General features: G+C 68.1%; 21 protein-coding genes and 1 pseudogene. 14 read left to right on the top strand and 8 right to left on the bottom strand.

Annotation, left to right across the window (positions count from 1 at the left end; translation table 11 throughout):
- Nucleotides 1–149: 149 nt before the first annotated feature.
- Entirely contained in the window at nucleotides 150–371 is a 222-nt protein-coding gene (locus GA0070624_RS35125) for a hypothetical protein (protein WP_176731942.1), read from the bottom strand.
- Nucleotides 372–831: 460 nt separating this feature from the next.
- Between GA0070624_RS35125 and GA0070624_RS31520 the strand changes: the two genes are divergently transcribed.
- Both GA0070624_RS31520 and GA0070624_RS31515 read left to right on the top strand, forming a co-directional pair.
- On the top strand, nucleotides 832–1449 hold the full coding sequence (locus GA0070624_RS31520) for a dihydrofolate reductase family protein (RefSeq protein WP_091346994.1): 618 nt from the start codon (nucleotides 832–834) through the stop codon (nucleotides 1447–1449).
- Between the two features lie 4 nt (nucleotides 1450–1453).
- On the top strand, nucleotides 1454–2296 hold the full coding sequence (locus tag GA0070624_RS31515; RefSeq protein WP_091346992.1) for an alpha/beta fold hydrolase: 843 nt from the start codon (nucleotides 1454–1456) through the stop codon (nucleotides 2294–2296).
- 206 nt (nucleotides 2297–2502) lie between these two features.
- On the opposite strand, the gene GA0070624_RS31510 is transcribed toward GA0070624_RS31515, so the two are convergent.
- From GA0070624_RS31510 to GA0070624_RS31500, 3 genes are read right to left on the bottom strand one after another with little or no spacing between them, the layout of a single operon-like run.
- Nucleotides 2503–3762 (bottom strand): RNA polymerase sigma factor, encoded by a 1260-nt coding sequence (locus GA0070624_RS31510; protein ID WP_091346990.1) that lies wholly within the window; start codon nucleotides 3760–3762, stop codon nucleotides 2503–2505.
- Nucleotides 3759–4145, bottom strand: a complete 387-nt coding sequence (locus GA0070624_RS31505) for a YciI family protein (protein ID WP_245719083.1) — start codon at nucleotides 4143–4145, stop codon at nucleotides 3759–3761. The genes GA0070624_RS31510 and GA0070624_RS31505 overlap by 4 nt, the downstream gene beginning before the upstream one ends.
- Before the next feature lie 5 nt (nucleotides 4146–4150).
- Nucleotides 4151–4531 carry a YciI family protein gene (locus GA0070624_RS31500; protein WP_091346988.1) on the bottom strand — a complete coding sequence of 127 codons (381 nt, stop codon included), beginning with the start codon at nucleotides 4529–4531 and terminating at the stop codon, nucleotides 4151–4153.
- Between the two features lie 1359 nt (nucleotides 4532–5890).
- Here GA0070624_RS31500 and GA0070624_RS31495 point away from each other — a divergent pair.
- The 4 genes from GA0070624_RS31495 (at nucleotide 5891) to GA0070624_RS31485 (ending at nucleotide 14288) form a co-directional block, all read left to right on the top strand.
- Nucleotides 5891–6271 carry a VOC family protein gene (locus tag GA0070624_RS31495; protein ID WP_091346986.1) on the top strand — a complete coding sequence of 127 codons (381 nt, stop codon included), beginning with the start codon at nucleotides 5891–5893 and terminating at the stop codon, nucleotides 6269–6271.
- Between the two features lie 222 nt (nucleotides 6272–6493).
- Nucleotides 6494–6910: a tyrosine-type recombinase/integrase gene (locus GA0070624_RS31490; RefSeq protein WP_245719082.1), complete on the top strand. Its 417-nt coding sequence runs from the start codon at nucleotides 6494–6496 to the stop codon at nucleotides 6908–6910.
- 304 nt (nucleotides 6911–7214) lie between these two features.
- Nucleotides 7215–8558, top strand: coding sequence for a hypothetical protein (locus GA0070624_RS34470; RefSeq protein WP_141715224.1), 1344 nt, complete (start codon nucleotides 7215–7217; stop codon nucleotides 8556–8558).
- A 528-nt stretch (nucleotides 8559–9086) separates the two neighbouring features.
- Nucleotides 9087–14288, top strand: coding sequence for an NACHT domain-containing protein (locus tag GA0070624_RS31485; RefSeq protein WP_091346981.1), 5202 nt, complete (start codon nucleotides 9087–9089; stop codon nucleotides 14286–14288).
- 68 nt (nucleotides 14289–14356) lie between these two features.
- Here the strand turns inward: GA0070624_RS31485 and GA0070624_RS31480 are convergent, their stop codons facing one another.
- The 4 genes from GA0070624_RS31480 to GA0070624_RS31465 form a co-directional block, all read right to left on the bottom strand.
- Complete coding sequence (locus tag GA0070624_RS31480; RefSeq protein ID WP_091346978.1) at nucleotides 14357–15433, bottom strand: hypothetical protein; 1077 nt, start codon at nucleotides 15431–15433, stop codon at nucleotides 14357–14359.
- A 70-nt stretch (nucleotides 15434–15503) separates the two neighbouring features.
- Nucleotides 15504–16346, bottom strand: coding sequence for a helix-turn-helix domain-containing protein (locus tag GA0070624_RS31475; RefSeq protein WP_091346976.1), 843 nt, complete (start codon nucleotides 16344–16346; stop codon nucleotides 15504–15506).
- A gap of 15 nt (nucleotides 16347–16361) precedes the next feature.
- Nucleotides 16362–16907 carry a DUF6879 family protein gene (locus tag GA0070624_RS31470; RefSeq protein ID WP_091346973.1) on the bottom strand — a complete coding sequence of 182 codons (546 nt, stop codon included), beginning with the start codon at nucleotides 16905–16907 and terminating at the stop codon, nucleotides 16362–16364.
- Between the two features lie 2 nt (nucleotides 16908–16909).
- The gene (locus GA0070624_RS31465) at nucleotides 16910–17113 is read right to left on the bottom strand and encodes a lipid A biosynthesis lauroyl acyltransferase (protein WP_091346970.1); all 204 of its coding nucleotides are present in this window, start codon (nucleotides 17111–17113) and stop codon (nucleotides 16910–16912) included.
- A gap of 273 nt (nucleotides 17114–17386) precedes the next feature.
- Here GA0070624_RS31465 and GA0070624_RS31460 point away from each other — a divergent pair, with 273 nt between their 5' ends.
- The 8 genes and pseudogenes from GA0070624_RS31460 (at nucleotide 17387) to GA0070624_RS31425 (ending at nucleotide 24142) form a co-directional block, all read left to right on the top strand.
- On the top strand, nucleotides 17387–17815 hold the full coding sequence (locus tag GA0070624_RS31460; RefSeq protein WP_091346967.1) for a hypothetical protein: 429 nt from the start codon (nucleotides 17387–17389) through the stop codon (nucleotides 17813–17815).
- A 90-nt stretch (nucleotides 17816–17905) separates the two neighbouring features.
- A complete protein-coding gene (locus GA0070624_RS31455; protein WP_141715223.1) occupies nucleotides 17906–18394 on the top strand; it encodes a hypothetical protein in 489 nt (162 codons plus the stop codon).
- Nucleotides 18366–19796, top strand: coding sequence for an FtsK/SpoIIIE domain-containing protein (locus GA0070624_RS31450; RefSeq protein ID WP_091346963.1), 1431 nt, complete (start codon nucleotides 18366–18368; stop codon nucleotides 19794–19796). The genes GA0070624_RS31455 and GA0070624_RS31450 overlap by 29 nt, the downstream gene beginning before the upstream one ends.
- Entirely contained in the window at nucleotides 19793–20434 is a 642-nt protein-coding gene (locus GA0070624_RS31445; protein WP_091346962.1) for a DUF2637 domain-containing protein, read from the top strand. The genes GA0070624_RS31450 and GA0070624_RS31445 overlap by 4 nt, the downstream gene beginning before the upstream one ends.
- Nucleotides 20431–21074, top strand: a pseudogene (locus GA0070624_RS31440) (GGDEF domain-containing protein). The gene GA0070624_RS31445 and the pseudogene GA0070624_RS31440 overlap by 4 nt, the downstream one beginning before the upstream one ends.
- Complete coding sequence (locus GA0070624_RS31435; protein WP_091346960.1) at nucleotides 21071–22810, top strand: replication initiator; 1740 nt, start codon at nucleotides 21071–21073, stop codon at nucleotides 22808–22810. Before GA0070624_RS31440 ends, GA0070624_RS31435 begins: the two are co-directional and overlap by 4 nt.
- Nucleotides 22800–23018 carry a helix-turn-helix domain-containing protein gene (locus GA0070624_RS31430; protein ID WP_091346958.1) on the top strand — a complete coding sequence of 73 codons (219 nt, stop codon included), beginning with the start codon at nucleotides 22800–22802 and terminating at the stop codon, nucleotides 23016–23018. The genes GA0070624_RS31435 and GA0070624_RS31430 overlap by 11 nt, the downstream gene beginning before the upstream one ends.
- Nucleotides 23018–24142 (top strand): tyrosine-type recombinase/integrase, encoded by a 1125-nt coding sequence (locus GA0070624_RS31425; RefSeq protein ID WP_091346956.1) that lies wholly within the window; start codon nucleotides 23018–23020, stop codon nucleotides 24140–24142. Before GA0070624_RS31430 ends, GA0070624_RS31425 begins: the two co-directional genes overlap by 1 nt.
- Nucleotides 24143–24214 lie beyond the last annotated feature (72 nt).

Below are 24214 nucleotides of genomic sequence, written 5' to 3'. Positions count from 1 at the left end.
ACCGCGAGGGCGGCGAGCAGCCAGCTGCCGATCAGCAGGTCTCCTGTGCGTCTTCGACCAGCCTGCCGTCCTGGTCGGCGATGTCCTGCTCGCCGGTCGACAGTATGAGCCGACCAGAGCGAAGGAGCGCCACCCATGCGTCGCGGTGATCATGTACGCGCCGCGCGGCTGAGTGGTGCGCCCGGACCGTGCCCGTCGATCAGCAGCATGACGAGCATCAGGATGATCACGACGCCCAGGTGCAGTGCGGAGTCGACGCTTGCGCCGATGGGGGTGCTGGCCAGGACGAGCGCGGCCGTGGCAGGGCTCGCTCGGCATGGCGTGACGTTAGCGGGGGGCGGCGGCCGTCCGAGGGCGTACAGGACGATCACCCCCGGGTCGCGGGGGCAACGCCGGGAGTGGCCGGGCTCAACCCGCACGAGCCGACCCGCTATCCGGCCCATCCGGACCTCGAACGGCTCCTGCCAGCGGGCAGGGTCTACGCTGTGACCCGCGGCCACCACAAGATTTCAGTCTTCACACACCGATGATCAGCGGTGCCCGTACCCGTCAATCAGCCGACCTGTATTGAGCGCTCCAAGTGGTTGTGGCCGCGCTCCACGTCGAACGTCGCAGTCATCACGGAAGCGCGGCCGCAACCCTGCACCTGGCCATTCCGAGCACCAAGGAGGCCATAGCCTTTGACCTGTACATATGTGCCTCTGAGGTACTCGGGGCGATCGTCCGCTGTACGTCCGACGTGCCGCCTCGCGTCGTGCTATCGAGTTCGCATCCGCCACACGCTTCATGCGTGCGCGATGAGTTTGGGCGGCGGATCGGGTCTGCCCTGGCATGACTCGAATCATCGCTGACATCTCGGTCTCTCTCGACGGCTTCGTCACCGGGCCCGACCCCAGCCCGGACAACGGTCTGGGAACCGGCGGCGAGGCCCTGCACACGTGGGCGTTTTCCGACGACCCCGACGACCGCCGGGTCCTGCGCGAGGGGACCGTCCGCTCGGGCGCCGTCGTCCTCGGCCGCCACCTCTTCGACGTGGTCGACGGGCCGAAAGGCTGGGACGACACGTCCGGCTACGGCGCCGGCGAGGTCGGCAAGCCCGCGTTCGTTGTCGCGACGAACTCGCCGCCAGAGTCGGTGCGGACAACCAACCTCGACTGGACGTTCGTCACCACCGGTCTGCCCGATGCCGTCACCGCCGCGCGCGAGCGAGCCGAGGCGGCGTCGTCGGACAGCGGCAAGGACCTCGACGTCATCCTGATGGGCGGCGGCGCCACGATCGGCTCGGCGCTCGACGCCGGGCTGGTCGACGCGCTGACGCTGCACCTCGCGCCCATCGTGCTGGGCGCCGGGACACCACTGTTCACCGGCGGAGCGCCGCGCACGCTGGTGCAGCGGAGCGTGATCTCGACATCGACCGCGACGCACCTGACCTACGACGTCTCCCGGTGATCCGATGACCACTGTCAACGCCAATGAGGTCGTCTTGGGCATTGAGTCGTTCGGTGACGACGACGCGCCACTCGTCCTGCTCGCGGGCGGGACGACGATGCTCTCCTGGCCCGACGCGCTTTGCGAGCGCCTCGCCGCTGGCGGGCGCCGTGTGGTGCGCTACGACCTGCGCGATAGCGGGGATTCGACAACGACGGATCCGGAGGCGCCCGCCTACACCCTGCGCGGCCTCGCCGCCGACGCGGCGGCCCTTGCTGACGCGCTTGGCGGGGGGCCTGCGCACCTCGCGGGGATCGGCGTCGGCGGGATGGTCGCCCAGGTGGCCGTGCTCGACCATCCGGGCGCGTTCTCGGCGCTCACCCTGGTCGGCACCCGCGCGGTTGCCCCTGGCCCGCCCGACGATGACCTCCCCGACCATGACCAGGCGACGATGAGCCGGCTGTTCGCGCGGCCGATGCCCGATTGGACCGACCGCGAGGCGGTTGCGGAGTTCGCCGCCGCCCGCGCGGAGATCCTCGGCGACGACCCCGTCGCCGCGCGCGCAATCGCTGCGCGCATCTGGGACCGCACGCCCGGCACCGCACCACCGGTCCAGATGGCCAACCAGATGGGCATGGTGTTTTCCAGGCTCGACTGCAGACCACGCTGGCGTGAGCGCCTGCCCGAGATCGAGGTCCCCACGCTCGTCGTCCACGGCCGCCGCGACCGGTTCTTCCCCGTCGGCAACGGCGAGGCGATCGCGCGCGAGATCCCCGGGGCACGGCTGCTCGTCCTCAAGGAGGCTGCCACTGCGATCCCCGATGCGGCGGTCGGCGAGGTCACCGAGGCGATGCTCACGCTCGGATAGAGGACGGCGGGTGCCGCGCGGGTCTGGCCTCCACGCAGCAGTGGACGTCGGAGGCTCGATCCGGCCGCGCGCACCTTGACAGACGTTCGCCACCGAGCGACAGGCCGAGAAATGGCTCACGGTCGTCGAGTCGGAGATCCTGCGGGGGGAGTGGGTGCCTCCAGAGGCGCGGGAGATCCTGCTGTCGGACTACGGGGACCGCTGGATCAGGGAGCGGCGTCTCGCCCCGCGAGCTGGTCGCGGCGGCGGGTGAGGTAGGCCCGCTCCGCGGGGTTGCCGGCGAGACCGATGGCCCGGTCGTACGCCGCCCGCGACTCGCCGCCGCGCCCGAGTCGCCGCAGCAGGTCGGCGCGCGCGGCGTGGAAGGCGTGGTAGCCGTCAAGGACCTCGGCGAGCCGGTCGATCTCGGCGAGCCCGACCCCGGGGCCGTCGACCTCGGCGACCGCGACCGCCCGGTTGAGCCGCACGATCGGCGAGGGGTCGAGCAGCACCATTTGGTCGTAGAGGGCGACGATGGTGGACCAGTCGGTGTCTCGGGCGGAAGGGACATCCGTGTGGACCGCGTTGATCGCGGCCTGCAGCTGGTAGCGCCCGGGTGGGTCACCGCCGGCCGCCACCGCCTCGATCCGCTCGCGGACCAGGGCCTTGCCCTCGGCGATGAGGGTGCGGTCCCATCCGCCGCGGTCCTGCTCGTCGAGGGTCACCAGCTCCCCGGTGCGGGACACGCGCGCCGACCGCCGGGCGTCAGTGAGGAGCATCAGGGCAAGCAGGCCGGCTACCTCGCCGTCGTCCGGGAGGAGAGTTCGGAGCAGGCGGCCGAGGCGGATCGCCTCGTCGGTGAGGTCGACGCGCACGGGGTCGTCCCCCTCGCTGGCGAGATAGCCCTCGTTGAAGGCGAGGTAGACGACCGCGAGCACGCCGGCGAGCCGCTCGCGGATGTCGTCGGCCGAGGGCACCCGGTAGGGAATGTGTGCCGCCTTGATCTTTGCCTTGGCGCGGGTGATCCGGCGCGCCATCGTGGTCTCCTGCACCAGAAAGGCGCGGGCGATCTCGGGGACAGTGAGGCCGCCGATCAGGCGCAGGGTGAGCGCCACCCGGGCCTCCATCGCGAGCGCAGGGTGGCAGCAGGTGAAGACCAGTCTGAGCCGGTCGTCCTCGACCGGGCCGGTCGGCTCGGGAGGGGTGTCGTCGTACACGATCCGGGCCGCCTGGTGCTTGGCGTCGCGCTGCGATTCGCGACGGAGCTGATCGATCGCCTTGCGGGTCGCGGTGGTGGCGAGCCAACCGCCGGGATTGGGCGGTACGCCCTCGCGCGGCCACCGCTCTGCAGCCGTTACGAACGCCTCGGCCGTCGCTTCCTCGGCGACGTCGAGGTCGCCGAAACGGCGCGCGAGGCCGGCGACCACCCGCGCCCACTCCTCGTGGTGGACACGGGTGATCGCCTGCTCGACGGTGGGACCAGTCACGGCACCAGCAACGCTAGGACGGATTCCTCGGTTCGGAATGGACGCACCTCGACCGTGCCGCGGCACGCTTTCGACCCCTCGGCGGCAAGCGCCAGGGCCACGTCGAGGTCGGCCGCATCGATGACCCAGAAACCGTCGAGGTACTCCTTCGTCTCCAGGTAGGGCCCGTCGGTGAAGGCCGGCTTCTCGCCCTTCCCATCGACGGTGGTGGCGGTCGTCGCGGGCTCCAGGCCGTCGGCGAAGATGAAGTGACCGTCCCTCTGGAGCCTCTCGGTGAAGGCACCGGTGTCGGCGAACGCCTGCAGCATGGCCTCCTGGGAGGGGTAGGTGCCGAACTCGGTGCGCTCGGCCGGTCCGTAGACGGACAGCAGGTACCTGGGCACCGCGCTCACTTCTCCCCAGAGCCGTTACGCCGGGCCTGCCCGGGACCGCGGAACCGGTGCACCTCCTGCGGCCAGTCGAGCACGGTCGCGAGCCTGCCGGCCCAGTATCGCGCCGCCGCGTCGTCGGGCACGTCCACGACGGCGAAGCCGCCGAGGTGCTCCTTGGTCTCGACGTACGGGCCGTCGGTGAAGACGGGCTTGCCGTCAACCGGCTCGACACTGCACACCGCGGTGGACCGGTCGAGTCCGCCGTTGGTGAAGATCAGGACGCCGTCGGCCTGCATCTCCTCGATCACGGCTCGGGCGGCCGTGGCCTTCTCGCGCAGTTCCTCCGCCGTGTGGTCGGGCACCCACTCATCGTTGAAGGTGATCAGGTACTCCGTCATGGTCTTCTCCTCTCGGTCGCGGGACGAGGGCCTTTCCCGACTCCTCGTGTCCGGCGGCCCAGCCGGCCGCCGCACACTGGTTCCACGAACGGCTACGCCTTGATACGACACCATCCCGGAAACTCCTTTCAAGGCAGCCCCGACGTAGTGACTGAGGAAAGGATCGACCTCCGTCCCTTGAAACGCACACTCGCCCGCTTGACTCCCCGGCAAACCGCGAGCAGCTGGGGAGGCCGAGCAGGTCTGAGTGTCGTGGATGTTCGCCCCTCGTTTGCAGATACGGCACGGCGTGACCGCTCATCCGCGCCCCACGCCCTGCGGAGCGTCACGGTCGCTGAAGCCAACTGGCATCCGGGCGCGCCGCCGATCAGCGGTACCGTTCGGCAGTGCTTCCCGGCGTCATGCGACCGTTGATCTTTGTCGACATCGGCGGCATGCTCATCCCGTTCCGGGCCCGCCCGGCCAGCGCAGGTCGCCGTTCGAACGGCGGCGCAACAGACGCTCCCATGACGCCCTAGGCTTCACCGGCGACAAGGGCGCACTGCTGCGGTCCGGCAACTTCGGCCGGGCGGTCAAGTGGACGCGGACGGTCGCAGCGCTGGGACTGCCCGGCTTCCACTTCCATGACCTGCGGCACACCGGCAACACCCTCGCCGCACCCTCTGGCGCGAGCACTCGCGAGCTGATGCAGCGAATGGGCACGCAAGCATGCGGGCGGCGTTGATCTACCAGCACGCGACCAGTGAGCGGGACCGCGAGATCGCCTCGGCCATGGATCGGCGGATCGCCCGGCAGGCCCACCGCAAGGGCGGCCAGAGCAGCTAGTGGCCCACGGATGGCCCGCAAGATCAAAGCGGGGGAGTGGTCGACCTGACCAGGATCGGGGGATGCAGCCTCTGACCTGGGCCGGAGGCTGGTGGAGCCGGCGACGGGAATCGAACCCGCACCGTCAGTTTGGAAGGTGCCTTGATCGCCAAGCAGATCATCGTGAACCTGCGGGTGACAAGGCTCGTCGTCCAGAGAGCGAGTGAGAGCCCGGGCAGGGAGATGCCGTTGCTGACCTCGGTTGACCCGACTGTCGGGCACGCAGCGGGCACGCCCCGAGCCCTGGGAGGCTGTGCACGTCCCTTCCCAGGGAAAGGAGCCGGGGAATGGGCCGCATGGCCGATGGAACCCCTGGGCACGCGTCCGGCGTGTTCCTCGGCCCCGCCTGGCGACCTGGCCAGGCGAGGGCCTGAAATCAATTCGAGCCCGCTCGCCTCGCCCGGTACGATCGCGAGCTTGTTCTCACTGCAGGGAGCCCATGAGATCCGCGTGCGGCCGCCCCGGCAGTTCCCATGCTGAGAGTAGGTTTCGTCAATGGCATGCCGTATCAGTGAGCTCGTGCTCAAGTGCCGCGACCCCGAGGCGCTGGCGCGGTTCTGGTGCGAGGTCCTGGACTTCATAGAGCTCGATCGCGAAGCGGAGGGCTGCATCGAGATAGGTCCGCGCGAAGGGTTCGGCGGCCCGCAGCCGACGATCTTCCTCATCCGCAACGACGAGCCGAAGAATGGGCATGCCCGGCTGCACATCGACGTCAACCCCACCGACCGCGATCAGGACGCCGAGCTCGAGCGCCTCCTGGCCGCCGGGGCCAAACTCGTCGACATCGGTCAGCCTGCGGATGCGTCCTGGCACGTCCTCGCCGATCCAGAAGGCAACGAGTTCTGCCTGCTCAAGCGCCGCCTCGACCCACTCTGACGGCCTCGCCCAAACGATCGACGCAGCCGCCACCCCGCGGCCGCCGACAAGATCTGGCGACCCCCATCAATAGCTGGGGGGCCGGGTGGACGCTCGACCCGCCCCGTGTCGCATGCGTGTTGGTGAGGCATTGACCCAGCCAGCGGAACCTCGCCATCCCGTCGCCGTCGACCCGCCCTTGTGGGAGCGGGCCGCTGTCGGGGCCGCCACGTCAAGACGGCCTTGACGCACAGACGGACGCTGGCGGTCCCGGCGGCGGTCTGCTCGATCCGCCCGGACCTCCGGCGTCACCTGCGCGACTTCGTCGCCGACGACCCTGACGCCCTGGTCTTCACCGGCGCGAAGGGTGCCGCCCTGCGCCGCTCCAACTTCCAGAAGGCGGCCGGCTGGTCCGCCTCGGCCACTGCCGCCGGGCTGCCCGGGTTCCACTTCCATGACCTACGGCACACCGGGAACACCCTCGCCGCTGGCACGGGTGCCAGCCTGGCGGACCTCATGGCGCGCATGGGATACGGATCAACCCGCGCCGCGATGATCTACCAACACGCCACAACTCAGCGCGACAAGAGCATTGCCGATGCCCTCAGCGCCAGCATTGCTGAGGAGCGGTATCGGGCACGCAGCGGGCACGACCGCTAGCCCCGGCCGTCGGGCATGAACAAGGCCCAGGTCGGACACATCGTCTGACCTGGGCCTTCGTGTTGGAGCGGGCGACGGGAATCGAACCCGCACCGTCAGTTTGGAAGGACGACGATCGCAGCCGCCGAGGACCTGGTGGCCCAGGTCAAGGCATCAGATGTGTGACCGTTCGTGCCCGGTGTTGACCGTGCCGGGCACCGGCTACTGGCACGTGGATGGCACGCTAGGGCAGGACTTTGCAGGTGTCACCTGCAAGACAATGTCGCCTCTAGGCAGCCGAGGCCTAACCGTACACAATGGTCGGATGATTCGGCTTACCATGAGGCGCGCGACCTTATCTGCGACCGCAGCAGCCAACGCTTCCGAACTAGTGAACCGACTATCGAAGCTCGGCAACCCGTTTCTTAAGACAGGGCTCGACGCGCAACGCGCAATACTGAAGAGCAAGCGCCTGGTGGAATTCGAAGGAGAGGGCGAATCCCGCTACTCTCCCACTATACGTCAAATTGCCTGGGGTGAAATTTTCATTGCGAACGGGGAGCTGTACCTCGTTGCCGAGGAAATCAATTCCGGAGGGCGGCGGTTCTTTTACCTGGGGGCAGTTACAGACGGGACTCCATCGGAACTGCTCGAAGAGTTCACGAAGGAGATCGAAAGCGCACTAAAAATCGAGCTCAAACCCTTCTGGTATACAACGGGCGAATTTGACGAGCTCAAAGAAAAAGTGCAAGAAGGTTTTGAAAAGCCGTTAGATGACGAAATTGCAATGGCAAACTCGCTCACCGATCGGGATTTACGCTCACTGGCTATAGCGATCAAGCAGTCGGGCGGACTTCTTGTTTCAGACCTAGCAAAGCAGCTGAAGTCTGCCCCCCGCGCGGATGTCGGAGCCATCCGGGCGCAGATGGATGAGGCTGGATTGCTGGTCACCGAAACCGTTGTAATGTGCCGAAGCACCTCGCGGCAAGCCTTCCGCGTTCCGTCCAGCCAAGCAATCACCTCCCTTTCAGCCCAAGGCGTCCGGTGCGGTTGTGGCAGGCCAATTGACGAAGAACGCCAAGAAGACGCAGTTAGCCTGACGGATGGAGCTATAAAGCTCTTGGACAAGAGCAGGTGGCTTTCGATTATCGTTCATAAGGAGCTAATAGCGGCCGGGGTTGAACCCGACCGCATTCTGATTGAAGCAATGCTGGAGGGCGACGAGGTTGACTGTGTAGCAGACATCGGTGGCGAGCTGACACTCTTCGAACTCAAGGATAAGGAGTTCAGCCTCGGGGAGGCCTACTCCTTTGGCGCTAAGATCGGGATTATCGATCCGGCGCATGGAGTGATAGTAACCACGGCTCGCGTCGGTGCAGACGCAAGGCAGCATTTGAATAGGGCGTTGCAATATCGGGATGTCGGGCGGCCGAGGCGGCATCCGGGTGCACCCGGCCCTCGAGACGCGAGGTTCAATATCGTCTACGTTGAAGGGGTCGGAAATCTGGGCGACGAAATACGCAAATTTGTGTCAGGAATTGCCAAGCGTGACGCAATGAATTTCGCCGACCGTGTGATCAGATCTCGCAGGATCTCGGCAAGCGATATCGTCAAATCGGTTCAGCCTGCTGTTCCACGTCAGGCCGTGAGGGATACTTCTGTCGGCTAGTCTCCGGCTACGTGGGATCTACCTCTATCTCCGGTCCGTGCTCAAGAGGCGCGCCTTTAGCACAAGGGGTGGAAAGGATCTCCTCGTCGGGCAGTCGTAGACCGTCCAGCCTCCCCGGACGGGGACAAGGTGGAGCGCCCCACCGGACGAACGACCTTGGCCCCGTCCGGGGAGGCTGGTAGCCCTTGTGGTGGCCGGCGAGGGGATCCGCCCGGACGATCTCTGAGGAGGGTTGGGGTTCGGGGCAGAGCCCCGAGGTCTTCATGGTCCTGGTCGTCCCTAAGCGTGGCCGGCCGGCCCGGCCGATGCCGGCCGGAGGTCGCCAGCAGGCCGGGGCCGGGCCGGCGCGGCCCGCTAGCGGGCCGCCTTGATCCTTAAAGAGATCAATTCGGCAGTGTCGGCAGTCGACAGCCGGAAGGTGTCCTCCGCCGACAGATCCATGCGGCACCTGCGTGCGAAGATTGGGCGCCTCTCCTGCTCGACCCTGCAGCGGGAGCACCGGCGAGTTTCGGCGAAGGAAAGACGAGGATGGCCTACGCAGACGAGACGGACGGCGCGGACCGGGCCGAAGCGCTCTTATGGGCTGCCCCCACAGGGCCGCTTCCCGCACCGCCGATCGAAACCAAGGCTCAGGTGCTGCCCATCGGGGATCTGCACTGGCCCGACGCCGAGCGCCTGTTCCTCAGACTGCTACATACCGTCCGGCCGGTTCAGTACGCCAAGCTCTTCGGCGTTCCAGGTCAGGCCCAGGCCGGGATCGACGCTTACGCTCGGCTCCCGCTGGACCTGATAGACGGTGAAACCGGCGGGCGGGACTACATCACCCTGCAATCCCGGCGGATCCAATCGCTGACCGCAGCCAAGATCAAGAAGGCTGTTGACGACTTGCTGAAGGGCGAATGGGCCAGGAAGACGGCAGCGTTCCATTTCGCCACCTCGTTCGATCTGCAGGCCACGAAGCTGGACGCCGCGATCCGCGACCAGACCGAACGGCTGGCCAAACTCGGGATCACCTTCGTTCCGTGGGGTGTGCAGGAAGTCTCCACGCTGCTGAAGGATCAGCCTCGCATCGTCGACGACTTCTTCGGTCGGCCATGGGTCGAGCGCTTCTGCGGCCAGGAGGCAGCCCGAGCCCTCGCCAACAACCTGTCCCATCAGGACAGTAGAGAACTACGGGCCGGGCTCCATGATCTCTATCGGGCGGTCTTCTACGCCCAAGGCGGAGTCCATCCGATCGAAAACACCGAACCCGACCAACAGTTTGTGATTTTGGATGTTGACTCCAACCGGCAGCAGTCCAACATCGTCGACACGGAACGACGCGAGGCGACCGGTGACGGTCAGGAACCTGGGCAAAGTCCGGTCGACGGGCATACCTACATCGCCTCCAGGCTGGGTACCCGCAGGCAGTCGTTCAGATCCGCCCGCTGGCTACTCAACAGCACAGGCCGATCCACGCCGGCAACGGTCGGCACCGTCGGGGCCGATGAGTGGCTGGCCGGGGGTAAGTACCGGCTGCTCATCGGCCGTCCCGGAGCAGGTAAGTCGAGCCTCCTGCGGTTCGCGGCAACGGACCTGCTCTCGTCCCAGCCGCAGTCGATCGCGCTGCAGCGGAAACACGCCACTGACCTGCCGATCTGGCTGCCGTTTGGGTTCCTGTGCCGCCACCTAGAAGCGTCGACGGAGAACTCGCTCGTTTCGGCTGCCGAAGCCTGGCTGAAGTCGCAGAGTGCCGCTCACCTGTGGCCGCTGGTCGAGTGTGCACTGCAGGACGACCGATTGTTGCTGCTCGTCGACGGTGTCGACGAGTGGAGCGACGTTAGAGCAGCCGAACGGGCTCTCGGGCTATTGGAGGCATTTCTCGGTCGCACCAACGCCTCAGCGATCCTCTCCACCCGCCCGTACGCAGTCGACCGGCTCAACTGGCGGCTCCCCTGGGCGCAAGCGGAGATCACGCCACTGACTGACGAGCAGCGCCGTACTATCGCGGCCGAAATCCTCCTGCCAGTCACACATCCGGAATCCGTCCCGGCCGCTCCGTCGGCGTGGAGCGCAGGCGTCGAACCGTTTCTCGACCAACTCGCGGCCACAACAGAACTCGCCGAGCTCTCCCGGTCCCCCCTCTTCCTGACGCTCCTAGCGGCGACATGGCAGGGCGAGCCCTTGCCGCGGCAGCGGTTCAAAATCTACGCCCGACTCGTCGAGTTGCTTATCGAAAAGCATCCCCAGATGCGACAGCGTGCCTCACACGCCGACGGAGGACCGCTGACGGCCACCGAGGTGAGCACGCTGTTCGCCGCCGTGGCATACCACCTTCGCGTTAAGGACCCCGCCGGCACCGTCACTAAGCCGGAGATGCGTAAGCTCATTGTCGAGTCAATGACCGACGACGAAGTCCTCGGTTACGAGCAGTCGGCCGCCCGTAAGATCGCCGATGCGGTCCTCGCCATGGCGGAAGACGAGTTTGGTCTCGTCGTGTCACACGGCGCCGGTGCCTTCGGCTTCCTGCACCGGGTCGTGCTCGACCACATGGCCGGCCAGTATCTCGCCACGCTGCCGGCCGACGCGCAGGTCGAGGCCGTGCGGCGGTTCATCCATGATCCGGCCTGGCGCGACGTGCTCCTCGCACTTCTGACCGCGCAGGTCAGCTCTCACGCAACCGCACCACTGCTCACTGCGGCACTTGACGCCGGTGGCGGGCGGTGGGCAGATGTCGACGGATACGAGTTGGTCGCCGAGGCGCTCGCCGCAGGCGTCAAGCTCACCCCGAGGTCTCAGGCCGTTTACTCAAACCGGCTCGTCGAGCGTGTCGAGACCCATCCGTCGCTGCGTCATCGGGCGAACCTCATCACCGCGCTGGTCGGCACGCTGGCGAGCCATTCCGCCCGCAGTCACTTGCTTCCGATCATGAAACGGTGGCTCACTGCACCTCGCCCCAACCCGTCACCAACCATGTGGGCGCTGCGTGATCTCGACATCGCCGACGATGTCGCGGCCGAGTGCCTGCTCTGGGGCATCCGGCACCCGGAGGACAACGTGAAGGTCAATGGGGCGCTGGCGATCGCGCGTCGGTTCGGCGGTCAGCCACGCCCGGTGCACCGGCTGGTGGCGCTCACCGAGACCGGGCCATCCTCCGCAACGCAGGCCGCCGCCATCCTCGCCCTCGGCAACGGCTGGGCCGAGGCGCCCGAGACGACCCGCTTGATCGGCTGGGCGCGTTGCCAGCCGTCCATGTCGCTCCGGCTGGTCGGCCTGCACCTGCTGCAACGCGGCACCGCGCGCGGTGACGCCGCGCTGTTCCGGCCTGAAGAACGTGACTGGCTGCTGTCACTGCTCCGCCAGGAGGACTTTCGGGGGCCGTGGCCTGTTGCGGACCTCGTCAACATCGCCGCCACCGCCAACGCGCAGGCAGCCGACTTCGCGCTGGAGACCTTGACGACGAACGGACGCACCGGCGGCGACCGAGAGCTTGCATGGGCCCTCGCCTGCAACGCCTTCGCTGACGACAGCCGGTTCAAGGCGTGGGTGGCAGCAGAACTCGCCGCGCCCGAGGAACGCAGCCTAATCCTGTACGACGTCGGCATGATTCCCCAACAATGGCGCGACGATCCGGAATTCGCTCAAACACTGCACCGTTACGCGGACGCCAAACTGCGCGAGCCAGTGGGGTACAGCGTCGCTGGTCTCGCCAGCTTGATGCCAGCCGATGATGCCCGAACGGTGCTGCTGCGCGGCCTGGACACCTGGCGGCCCTACCCCGCGGCCCGCATTCTGATCGAGCGGTACGCAGACGACGAGCACGTCCGTACAGCCCTCACCAGCCGACTTCGTGGTGACCATGCGCGCGCCGCGCCCATGGCCGGTGTCGCCATCGACGTGCTCGGCACGACAGAGGGCTTCGCAGTCCTGGTATCCCTACTGCGACAGCCACCTGAGCGTGGTCGCACGGAAGAGCAGGTCGTCGTGGCCGAGGCGGTAGCCGACGCCTGGAAGCGATTTGAGGACGCCGCCCTGGTACCAGGCGCCGAGGGCGAAACCGCGCGGGAAGTGCTCGCCAGCTACGACCCGGCCGAGCTGGCGGCGCTGTGCACGGCGGTGAACCCGCACCACCTGATGTGGCACGTCCCAGCGGTCATCGCCGCCTGGCCTGGGCAACCAGCGGTCCATGAGTTCGCCGATAAGCTGATCCACGACACAAAGCCCATCAGCTCAGGCATTCCGGACACCATTCCGGTCGCGATTTTGAGGGCGTACTGCGGCAGGACCGACGAACCCTCCCGCCGAATACTCGACAAGACCCTCAATCTGCTCAAGCACATCGAACCGGAGCTGCGCGAAGTGCTGGCCTTCGAGCTGGCACGCAGCTCGCTTGCCGCGAACGACCTCATCGACGTCATGGCGGAGTGGAGGAACGAACCCGACACCGAGGTTCGCCGCAACGCCTTCATCGGGCTTGTTCAGGCGATCAAGCGTAACCAGCATGCCCACGACCACATAGCAGGCGCCGCCACGCTGACCGCCGAAATGGAATGGCTGCGTAAGGAGATCAAGGAGGATCTGTGCGCCTACGGCCCTGAACTCGATGAGCGTAGGCAACTGGCATGGATCGGCATGCTCATGCTCGGGGACCTCACGCTCAGCGACGGCATCCAGGAAACCCTAGGCCACGAAGGGCAGGTGCCAGGCGTCAAACTTGATGTCCTCTACGACGATGACGTGGACCAAATCCTGGTAGACCTGGTCGCCGAGAACTGGGAACGGCTGCACGCCCATTTCGGCGGCGAGCTCTTCCAGCGCCTAAACAGCACGTCGGACCGACAGCGTCGAACTGTCAGCGAGCAACGCCGCCATGTCATGTCGGCGCTAGCAACCGTCGCCTCCCGGTATCCCGCCATCGCGGAGATGCTCCGCAACGAGGCCGACACCGATGCTGCACTACGGCAAGAGCGGCACTTCCTCCTTTGGGCCAAGGAAGAGAACAGGGGCGACGAAGGAGCCCTACGTGCACTCGTGGCTAAGCTCGGCCCAACGTTGCACCGCCAACAAGACCAAGTTCTCGACTCACTGCTCGACCGAGACAGCTGGAATGTGTCCGACGAGGCATTCAAGGCGATCCTCACTGAAGACGCGCTCGACGCCCGGTCAGGCCGCATCTACGTCAGCAAGACGCTAGCAGCGTACGCCCAGTTGTTTCCCTCGGACAACGTGTCCATCGCTGCCCTCCGTGACCTGGAATCGTGGTTCCGAACGGACCGTGCGACTCGCGGACACCGTGAATGGGACGACACGCTGGCCATCGCGTTCGGCACCGCTGATCCGCAAGACCTACCGGCCGTCGTGACCCGCGCCCACACCCGCATCCGTATGGGCATGCCCGACTGGTATCTGCCCATGTTCACCAAGCCGCTCCTGCGGCGGCTACGACTGGACCCCGACGCCGTCGAAGCGCTCAAGACTGCGCTCAGCAAACCGATGGACATCCGCGAAGACAGCCCGATATTCGCTGCCCCCTGGGACCCAATCGCAGACGCATGTTCCGACCTGCAACCGCTACAACGCACGTATCTCTTCGCTGTCGTCCTACGCCAAGCGGGCGCCCTACCTCAGCAAGACGCGGTAGCGGCCACCAGTGTCCTGGCATCCGCATCACCCGACACCGTCGTGCACAATCCCTTCACCCACCATGAAGGCCCCCTCTGCCTTGCCGCACTGGACCTTGCAGCTCGCTGACGGCGCCATCCAGTTCGATCTCTCTGAGACCAACACATCGTCGGACGCTATGAACAGGCGGGCCGCGGTCAGTGCTTCTGGAGCTGGACGGCGCAGCCGCGGAGGAGTGCGTTGACTGCTGCCGCCTGTGGAAGGTTGTCCAGCATAAGCAGATCCGCCATCTTGGAAATCTGACGATGTAGGGCGTCGTCCGCTTGGTCTCGAAAAGTGCTCAGCCTGCCCAGGTACTTGGCGTCCGTCTTCGCCCAGGCGTGACTGCTCACCACAGCGGCGAAGCTCTTTTGGCCGAACAGCGGCGGTACGTGGTCGAGGAGCGCCCGCAACACGGCATGCGACGCATATACATGACCGGCTTGCACGCACGCATCGAGTTCTTCGGCCAGGGCCACGAGCTTGGTCGTGTCCCAGGATGCGCCGGAAGCTTCGCGTAGCTGATCTAGTACTCGCGGATTGATGTAAGCACGCGCAGGTAACACCTCTTCAGCCGGCACGTCAATGACGGCAGGGTACGGCCTTTGCCGCTGTTCCTCCTCCTCGTACCAGCTCACCCGGGCGTCGATGAAGTCTTCGATCGATCGCACCTTGCTGAACCGACGCACCTCGGGCCCCAAGCGCAAGGTCCAGTCCGTCCCGTCAGGCGTTCGTCCGCTCTGAACGCATCCCCAGTGGTGCAGGGTCAGGAGGATCGGCAGGCGGTCCATGGCTCCGGGGTCTGATCGCAGCGCGAGCGGGATGGCTCGCTTTACCTGTCTGCCGCTAACGAGAATGGAGGTCTCCCCGGCCTCAGGTTCACGCGTCATTTCTTGCCTCGCGCACCAACGCACGGCCCGTACGAACGACTCCACATCGTCCTGAGCGCCCAGGCAATGAGCAACGCCGCTGATCGTAAGCTTGATCTCGTCGTCTGGAATCGGGGCGGGCCGGATCTGGCTGCGCATCAGCAGCCCTTCGGGGAGATCCCTCATGACTGCGGCAGTATTCGCGCCGCCCCGTCGCTTCAACTTGATGAACGCGCGGTCGACCCGGTACATCGTCGGCCAGGCGTTGCTGGCGCGAAACTCGTTGTAGATGGTTTGCAAGAGGGCGGTCTGCGTGGCGGAGAGAACAAGGGCCGTCGCACCCCGGCGTTCAGCAATACCCCACATTCGCTTCGTTCCTCAAGGTGTCGTTGGTTTGGCAGATGCAATGATCGACGGACAGGCCGCCTGGGGCTGCCTAATTTCGGAGGTCGTGGGCCGCACGGACGATAAGTGTGCGGGCGTCTTCACCTGTGACGGCTTCGTTCCAGAGTCGTTCGATGGCGTTGGCGTACGCCGCGGCTTGGTCGTCGCGGTGGGTGGTCTCGCCGACGAAGGTTTCCACGATGGCGACGTCGTCGTACATCTGGAAGGAGTTCTGCGGGGTGGTGGTGAGTTGGATGCCGAGGGGCAGGATGCCGAAGCGGATGTTCGGTACACCGACGACGGTTTGCAGGCGGTCGAGCTGGCCGCGCATGACCTCGGGCGGGCACAACAGCCACCGCAGCACGGGCTCGGCTAGCAGGAACTCGAACCGCTTGCTGGTGTCGTACAGCAGGTGCTGGCGCTGCATGCGGGTGGCTACGGCGGCGTCCACGTCGGCGATGTCGAGGTTGTGCAGCTCGACCATCTCGGTGAGGATGCGCCGGGCGTAGTCGGCGGTCTGGAGCAGGCCCGGTACGTACACGGTCTCGAAGTGCCGGATGAGGCGCGACTCCGCGACAAGCTGGTTGTAGCTGTCCTGCACGGCTGCTTGACCTTGGCGCATTCGGCGGCGCCAGTCGCGGTGCACAGCCTGGACCTCGCCGAGCATGCGCAGCAAGTCCTGGGCGGCATCGTCCGCGCCGCAGGCACGCGCCCAGGCGTAGAGGTCGGCTGGTGCGGGCATCTGTCGGCCGTTCTCCAGCCGAGAGACCTTCGACGGCGCCCAGCCGTTCGCCTCGGCGAGCTGCTTGCCGGACAGGCCGGCCTGCGTGCGCAGGGCACGCAGGCGATCGGCCAGTCCTTCGGGCTGGGTCAGCCACTCTTCGATCGGGTTCACGGATGACTCCTCGTGCTAGGCGGCTGCGCTCCGCGCGTTGGTCGGAGCGGCGTAGTGGACTGCCAGGTCCCGCCACGCACACGCCTGCACCACGGTCGCCGGGTCGGTCACCAGCTCGTTGCTGATCCGGTGGCCAACCTCGTCGAACCGCATCATGATCAGTCGGCTGGAATCCAGCAACCACCAGTCGACATTGCCGGCTGCGGGCAGCAAGCCGATCTCATGCGCTCTCGCCCGCGTCAGATAGTGGATCTCCTCGCCCGCTTCGACGTTCCACCGGCCGATCCAACGTTCCCATCGCTGGTAGTCGGTCGGCGGATCCTCGTGTACCCGCACGCGCTCGATCCGCTTGCCCTGCTGCGTCAACTCGGCGATCTGCTCGAACCAGGCAGCAAGCCCGGGAACCTGCGTCGGGGGCTCCGGGCTGCCGGCCAAGAACTTCGCCACCGTGTCGTGCTCGCTGGGCTCCAGGTACGCCGGCTGGAGTTCCAGCCGGAACGCGGTGTGGTCGAACATCCGGAGCTGGTCGGCGAACTCGTCGTCGGTGAGCGGTGTTCCCATGTTCAGCCCATCTCGCGCAGGCGGTCGAGCACGTTCGCCGGGACGAAAACGCCGTCCTCGTTGTCCGCCAGCTGGCGAAGCTGCGCGCGAGTTTCGTCATCGAGCTTGATGCCCTGAACGACGTAGCCGCCCTCGGTCTTGTACAGCGCCGGGCAGCCGCCCCCGCCAGAGGTGGCGTCCTTCCACAGGAACTCCAGGTTCCGCATCCTCAGGCCCCTTCCATCGCTGCGTCCCGCGACGCAGATGCCTTCGATGCTGCACTGCCGCGCATCTTCACGCAATCACCCCGGCTGCTGGCTAGACAACCGGGGCGACTTCGTACGGGTGACGGGACCTGGCCAGTCCAATCCTAGAGCAATTGCTCGCAATTGCTTGACGGTGCGCGAGACAGCGAGCATCATCGAAGTGCGCCGGAAGCCCGGCGAGCGAGCCAGTCAAGGGCCGGGGAAGCCGGCCGACTCGACTAGGAGGTCTGGGGCATGGCTGTCCCGAACACGATCAAGGTTCCGGTTCCGTTCGACTACGCGTTTCCGCACGGGGCGTTGTGCCTGGGTGTGGAGGCGGTGACGGACTTCGACAAGCGTGGTCAGGGTGATGACCAGGCGCGGGACAAGGACACGGGCGAGCGTCTGTGGGTGGTGAAGGTCTTGGACCTGGACCCGGAGGCCGGGAAGTTCGGTGGGTCGAAGGAGGTCAAGGTGAAGATCGCCGCGCCGGTGCAGCCGGTGCCGCCGGCGTCGAAGATTCCGGGCTATCCGCCGGCGGTGGAGTTCACCGACCTGACCCTCACCCCGTATGTGGACTCCCAGCGCTGCAAGGGCAACGGGACGAAGTGCCGGGCGCGTCAGGCGTGGTCGATCCGCGCCGGGGCGATGACCGAAGCCGCCGCGATCAAGCAGGCGGCCTGACCAGAGTCGGACGCGCGGGGCGGGCCTCTTCCGCCAAGACGATTCCCGCCCCGCGCCTTCACCCTCATCTCCCTTGAAAGGCGTGGGTTGATGCCCACGCTAGCTGACGCTGCCCGCATCGCCGGGAACCCGCGCCCCGCCCCGGCTCGTCGCACCCACCGCCGCACCGTGATGCGGCTGGCCGGCCCTGGTATCCGGGCCGCCCGCGAGGTCTACACCACGATCCCGGCCGACGCCGTGCGCGTGGCGGTGCTGGTGGAGATCTCCGCCGCCGCCGCTGCTCTGGCGCGGACGGTGGTGAAGCTGCGCCACCTGGACCCAGACCTGATCGCCCCACACGTGGTCGACCGCGTTGACCTGCGGGCGGTGCTGGGTCGGGGCCGGTGGCTGCCGACCATGACCCGCCACGTCCCCGCCCCGCAGACAGGACCGGTCGACCTGGCCGCGCTGATGCCCGCCCGGCCGGCGGCCCGCCGCCGCGTCGTCCGCCGGCCTGGCTCCCCCGGGCAGGGCTCCCTGTTCGCCTCCGCTGTGGGGGAGGGCCGAACCGATGCCGCTGGTCAACGTGATTCGGGGTGACCGGATCGACCCTGCCCTGATCAACGTCCGCACCCCCTTCATCCGCATCCCGCTGTGGCTCGCGCTCTCCTGGTGGACCATCAAGGCCCTTGCCCGCCTGGTGGTGGTGCTGGTGCGGTTCTGGTACGTCACCGCCCCGGCCGCGTTGTTCGGCTGGCTGTATCTGCGGTACGGGTGGGTCGGCCCGGTTGGTGTCGTCGCCTCGGCGGCGGCTGTCGCTGCCGGCTGGGGCTTCGGTCACCGGCCGTCGTTCCTGCGGTTCGGGGGGTGGCCGATCCTGTCCCGCTTCCGGCGGTGGCGGTACCGGCGCAACTGGCACGCCGCGATGGTGACTGCCCGCCTCGCGGTCTCGTTCGACCATCACACCGTCCTGCCCGTGCTGCGCAAGGTCCGCTGCGCGGCGGGCGTGGACGTGGTGACGGTGCGGATGGTCACCGGCCAGATCCCCGACGACTTCGCCAAGGTCGCGGAGAGGTTGGCGCACACGTTCGGCGTCCGCCAGGTCAAGGCCGTCCCCGGGGCTCGCCCGGATGTGGTGCTGCTGCACCTGTTCCGCGGTGACCCCCTCGCCAAGACCGTCCGCCCCCTGCCGGTGCCGGCGGTACCCGAGTTCACCGCCCTGCCCGTGGGCCGGTGCGAGGACGGCGACGGCTACGACCTGCGCCTGTTCGGCACTCAAGTCCTGGTCGTGGGCGCCACCGGGTCCGGGAAGGGCTCGGTCATCTGGTCCGTGGTCCGCTCCCTCGCCGCCGGAGTCACCTCCGGCCTCGTGCAGCTCTGGGGCCTGGACCCCAAGGGCGGCATGGAACTCGGGATGGGCGCGCCGATGTTCGCCCGGTTCGCCCGCAAGGACTACACGGCCATGTGTGAGCTGGTCGAGGAAGCCGCCACCGTCGCCAAGGACCGGGCCGCCAAGCTGTACGGCCGGACCCGCCAGCACACGCCGACCCCGGATGAGCCGCTGATCGTCGTGGTGATTGATGAGCTCGCGAACCTGACCGCGTACCTGACCGACCGGCAGTTGAAGGACCGGATCAAGGCGGCCCTGTCGATCCTGCTCTCTCAGGGCCGGGCGGTGGGTGTGCACGTCCTGGCCGCGATCCAGGACCCCCGCAAGGAGGTGCTGCCGTTCCGGGACCTGTTCCCCACCCGCATCGGCCTGCGGCTGGCGGAAGCGGCGCAGGTGGACCTGGTGCTGGGTGAGGGGATGCGGGACCGGGGCGCGCTGTGCGACCGCATCCCGCAGAACCTGCCGGGAGTGGGGTTCGTGGTGATTGACGGTGACCCGACCCCGATGCGAGTCCGCTTCTCCTACCTGACCGATGACGAGATCCGCGACATGGCCCACACCTACGGTCGCCTCCGGGTCATCGACGGCGAGATTCTGGACGGTGCCGCATGAAACCCCACCCCACCACGACCCGCACCGACCGGGTCGAGGGCCTGGTCCTCGTCGTCATCCTCCTCCTGGTCGCCGGCTTCGCCGGGGCCGCCTCGTTCACCCACGTCAAGGACTGGACCCTCGACAACAGCCCGCCCGGCACCGGCGAGTGGTTCGGCTGGGCCAACGCCGTCATCTCCGAACTCGTCCCGGTTGCCGCGCTGCTGACCATCCGCCGCCGACGGCGCACGGGTCAGCCGGTCGGCTACCCGATGTTCCTGCTCGTCGCCGCCGTGCTCCTGTCCCTGGCCGCGCAGCTCGCCGTCGCCAAGCCCGGCCTGTCCGGCTGGCTCCTGTCCGCCGTCCCCGCCCTGGCCTTCATGGGCCTGTCCAAGCTCGTCCTCACCACCGCCCCTGCTCCGGTCCCGGCCGCCGAACCCGCCCCCGCCCCGGCTCCGCCGGCTGCCACCCCGCCGGTCCGGCCGGTCGAACCGCCCGCCCCGTCCGTCCAGCCGGCTCCGGTCGTCGCGCCGGCCGCGCCTGAGCCCGTCGCCCTGGTCGACGTCGAGCCGACCCGACCGGCCCCGGTCGTGCCGGTGCCGCCGGCCGCGTTCACCCGCCGCAACGGCGTCCCGCTGATCGGAGAGGTGACCCGATGACCGACGCACTCCTCACCGGCCTGCTTCTCGTCGCCGGCCTCGCCCTGTTCGCTTGGGATCAGTACAGGCTCTACGTCGCCCGCTACAAGCTGGCCGCCCTGCAACGCGCCACCCTCCGCGACCCGCTGACCGGCCTCGCGAACCGCGCCGGGCTGGCCGACGCCTGGACGCAGCTCGCGCCGCTGCGGCCGTGGGTGGTGGTGGTCGACCTGGACGGCTTCAAGCCGGTCAACGACACCCACGGCCACGCCGCCGGCGACATCGTGCTGACCGCCGTCGCGCAACGTCTGCGCCGCGCCCACGGTGTCGCCTCCCGCCTCGGTGGGGACGAGTTCGCCGCCCTTCTCCTCGACCCGAACCCGGCCGCGGCTGCCCGCCAACTCGCTGCCGCCATCGCCGCACGGTCCGGCTCCCGTCCGGCGTCGCAGTGTCGGTGACCGCCAGCATCGGCCTCGCCCCCGCCAGCCCCGCCGGCCTCGCCGCCGCCCTGGCCGACGCCGACGCGGCCATGTACCGGGCCAAGACCACCCGGGCCGGCGTCGTCGCCTTCGACCCGCTCCGCGACGACCACGCCACCGCCGACCCCCGCCCCACCCTCCGCGTCCGTGACCTCGCCCCGACGCCGGGGGTGGGCCGATGACGACTGCTTCGACCCTGCCCGGCCTCGACCCCGCCACCCAGGAGGGTCCGAGGCCGGGCTCCCGGGCCGCCCGGATGCTCATGCCCCGCTCCGTCGACGTGGTCAAGGATCTGGCCGCTGATTACGGCGTTTGCACCCGGCCCGTCTCCCTGCGTCGCACCGACCTTGACTCGGGGCAGACCGAAGTGATCGACATGCCCTGCGGGGCGACGCAGGAAGCCAAGTGCCCGGCCTGCGCCACCCGCGCCCGCCGGCTGCGGCAGCAGCAGATCCGCGAGGGCTGGCACCGCGACGACGAACCCGACCCCGGCCCCCAACCCGCCACCGACGCCCAACGCGGCCTGATCGTGGCTCGGGCGCATCTCGAGTTCGCCCGCGACGAAGCCGCCCGCGCCTCACAGTGGGATCAAGTCGCGGACCTGGACGACGCCATCGCAGAGCTGGAAGCCCAGATCACCACCGAAGGACTCCGCGGCCGACCCGCCCCACCACACGCCACCGACGACGACCAGGAGGCGGGTGACGGGAAGCGCCGGGTGCGGTCGACCAAGCGGCGGCAGGACGCCCCCGACCTGCCCCGTCTCCCCGTCGAGAACCGGACGGTGGGCCGGACCTTCGAGGGTCACGCGGGGCAGGTGTTTCGGCCGTCAATGTTCCTCACCCTCACCCTCGGCTCCTACGGCCGCGTCCACTCCGACGGCACCCCCGTCGACCCGGACAGCTACGACTACCGCGGGGCCGCCTGGGATGCGGTCCACTTCCCCCGGCTGCTCGATCGGTTCTGGCAGAACTTGCGCCGCGCGGTCGGCTGGAACGTCCAATACGCCGGGGCGGTCGAGCCGCAGCGACGGCTGGCTCCTCACGCGCACTTCGCCATGCGCGGCACGATCCCTCGCGCCCTGGTCCGGCAGGCGGCCGCCGCGACGTATCACCAGGTGTGGTGGCCGCCCGCCGACCAGCTGGTCTACGAACCGGGGAGGGCGCCGCAGTGGGACGTGGCCGCCGGCGGCTACACCGATCCGGACACCGGCCGGCTGCTGCCGACGTGGGATGACGCCCTGGACTTCGTCGATGCTGACCCCGACGCCGAACCCGTGCACGTCGTCCGGTTCGGCAGTCAGATCGACGCCAAGGGCGTCCTGGCAGGCACCAAGGACGCGGACCGGTGCGTCGGCTACATCACCAAGTACCTGACCAAGCAGGCCGCCGACTGCCACGACGTGACCACCGGCCGGCAGCGGGCACACCTGGAACGGCTCTGGCAGGAACTACGGCACACGCCCTGCTCGGAGCGGTGCGCCAACTGGCTGCTCTACGGCATCCAGCCGAAGAAGGCCCGGCCCGGGTTGAAGCCGGGCAACTGCAAGAACAAGGTCCACAAGCGGGAAACCCTCGGCATCGGCGGCCGACGCGTCCTCATCTCCCGCCAGTGGTCCGGCAAGACCCTCGCCGACCACCGGGCCGACCGGCGCGAGTGGGTCAAGGCCCTGCTCGGCGTCACCACCGACGCTGCCGCCGCCCCGGCCGGCTCCGACACGGTGCGGCACGCCTGGGAACTGGCCCGGCCGACCGATCCCGACGTGCCGCCCCTCGGCCACCGGGTCCTGCGAGCGATCTCCGAACGCATCCAATGGCGGACGCAGCTCGACGCCGCGAGACGCAACCAGGCACCACCCGATGTTTCGGCAACTGAACCGAGCCGCCCGAGCCGGGAGGAGCCCCGACGTGACGGATGATCTGCTGACTGCCGGCGAGGTAGCCGCTCGCCTTCGTGCCACACCTCGCTTCGTCCGCCGGCTGGTGGCCGAGCGGCGCATCGCCTACGTCAAGGTCGGGCGCTTGGTGCGGTTCGAGCCTGCTGCGGTGGCCGCCTACATCGAGGCCAACCGGGTGGTGCCGACGTCGCGGGCGAAGCTTCGTCGGCAGTTCGGGGTGGTGGCCTGATGGCGGGCGCCAAGCGTCGGCGGCGTTTCGGCAACGTCCGCAAGCTGCCCTCCGCCCGGTGGCAGGCCCGCTACCTCGGCTCGGATGGCGTGATGCGGACCGCTCCGCAGACCTTCGCCACCGAGCGCCAGGCCGAGAAGTGGCTCACGGTCGTGGAGTCGGAGATTCTACGTGGGGAGTGGGTGCCCCCAGAGGCGGGGGAGATCCGGCTGTCGGACTACGGGGACCGCTGGATCAGGGAGCGGCGTCTCGCCCCGCGTACCCGCCAGCTCTATGAGTACCTGTTCGCCCTGCACATCCGGCCCCACCTCGGGCACATCGCCCTGGCCGCCATCAAGCCGGCGACCATCCGGAGTTGGCGCGGCAAGCTGCTCAACGGCGGCACCCCGGAGCCCCAGGCGGTCAAGGCGTACTGCCTGCTGCGGGCCGTCCTCAACACGGCGGTGCGGGAGGACGAGATCCTTCGGCAGAACCCGTGCCGGATCAAGGGCTATGACCGCTTCCACACGCCGGAACGGCCCACCGCCACCATCGCCCAGGTCTACGCCCTGGCCGACGCCATGCCGGCCCGCTTCGCCGCGCTCATCATCGTCGCTGCCCTCTCGGGCCTGCGCTGGGGAGAGCTGGCTGCCCTGCGCCGCTGCGACGTAGACCTCGACGCCGCGACCGTGCGGGTGCCCCGCAAGCTCGCCGCCCTGAAGGATCGCCTGGAGTTCGGGCCACCCAAGTCGGCCGCCGGGGTCCGCGTCGTCGCGCTGCCGGCGGCCGCGGTTGAGGCACTTCGCGAGCACCTGGCCGAGCACGTCGAGGACGGCCCCGAGGCGCTGATCTTCACCGGGGCGAAGGGTGCGCCGCTGCGTTCCGGCAACTTCGGGCGGGCCGTCAAGTGGACCAAGACGGTCGCCTCGTTGGGCCTGTCTGGCTTCCACTTCCACGACCTGCGCCACACCGGCAACACCCTCGCCGCCGCCTCCGGGGCCAGCACCCGCGAGCTCATGCACCGAATGGGACACGGCACCATGCGCGCCGCTCTGATCTACCAGCACGCCACCGATGAGCGCGACCGCGAGATCGCCCGGGCGATGGACCGCCGCATCACCGGAGAGGGCCGACGCCGGCCGTGAATGGCACGCGATTGGCACGCAAGATCCAACATGGGGGAGAAGCGAAAGGCCCAGGTGCCGCGATCATGCGGT

Origin of the sequence: Micromonospora rhizosphaerae, from assembly GCF_900091465.1 — a bacterium.
Classification (GTDB): Bacteria; Actinomycetota; Actinomycetes; order Mycobacteriales; family Micromonosporaceae; genus Micromonospora; species Micromonospora rhizosphaerae.
This window is presented reverse-complemented; position numbering and strand designations above follow the sequence as displayed.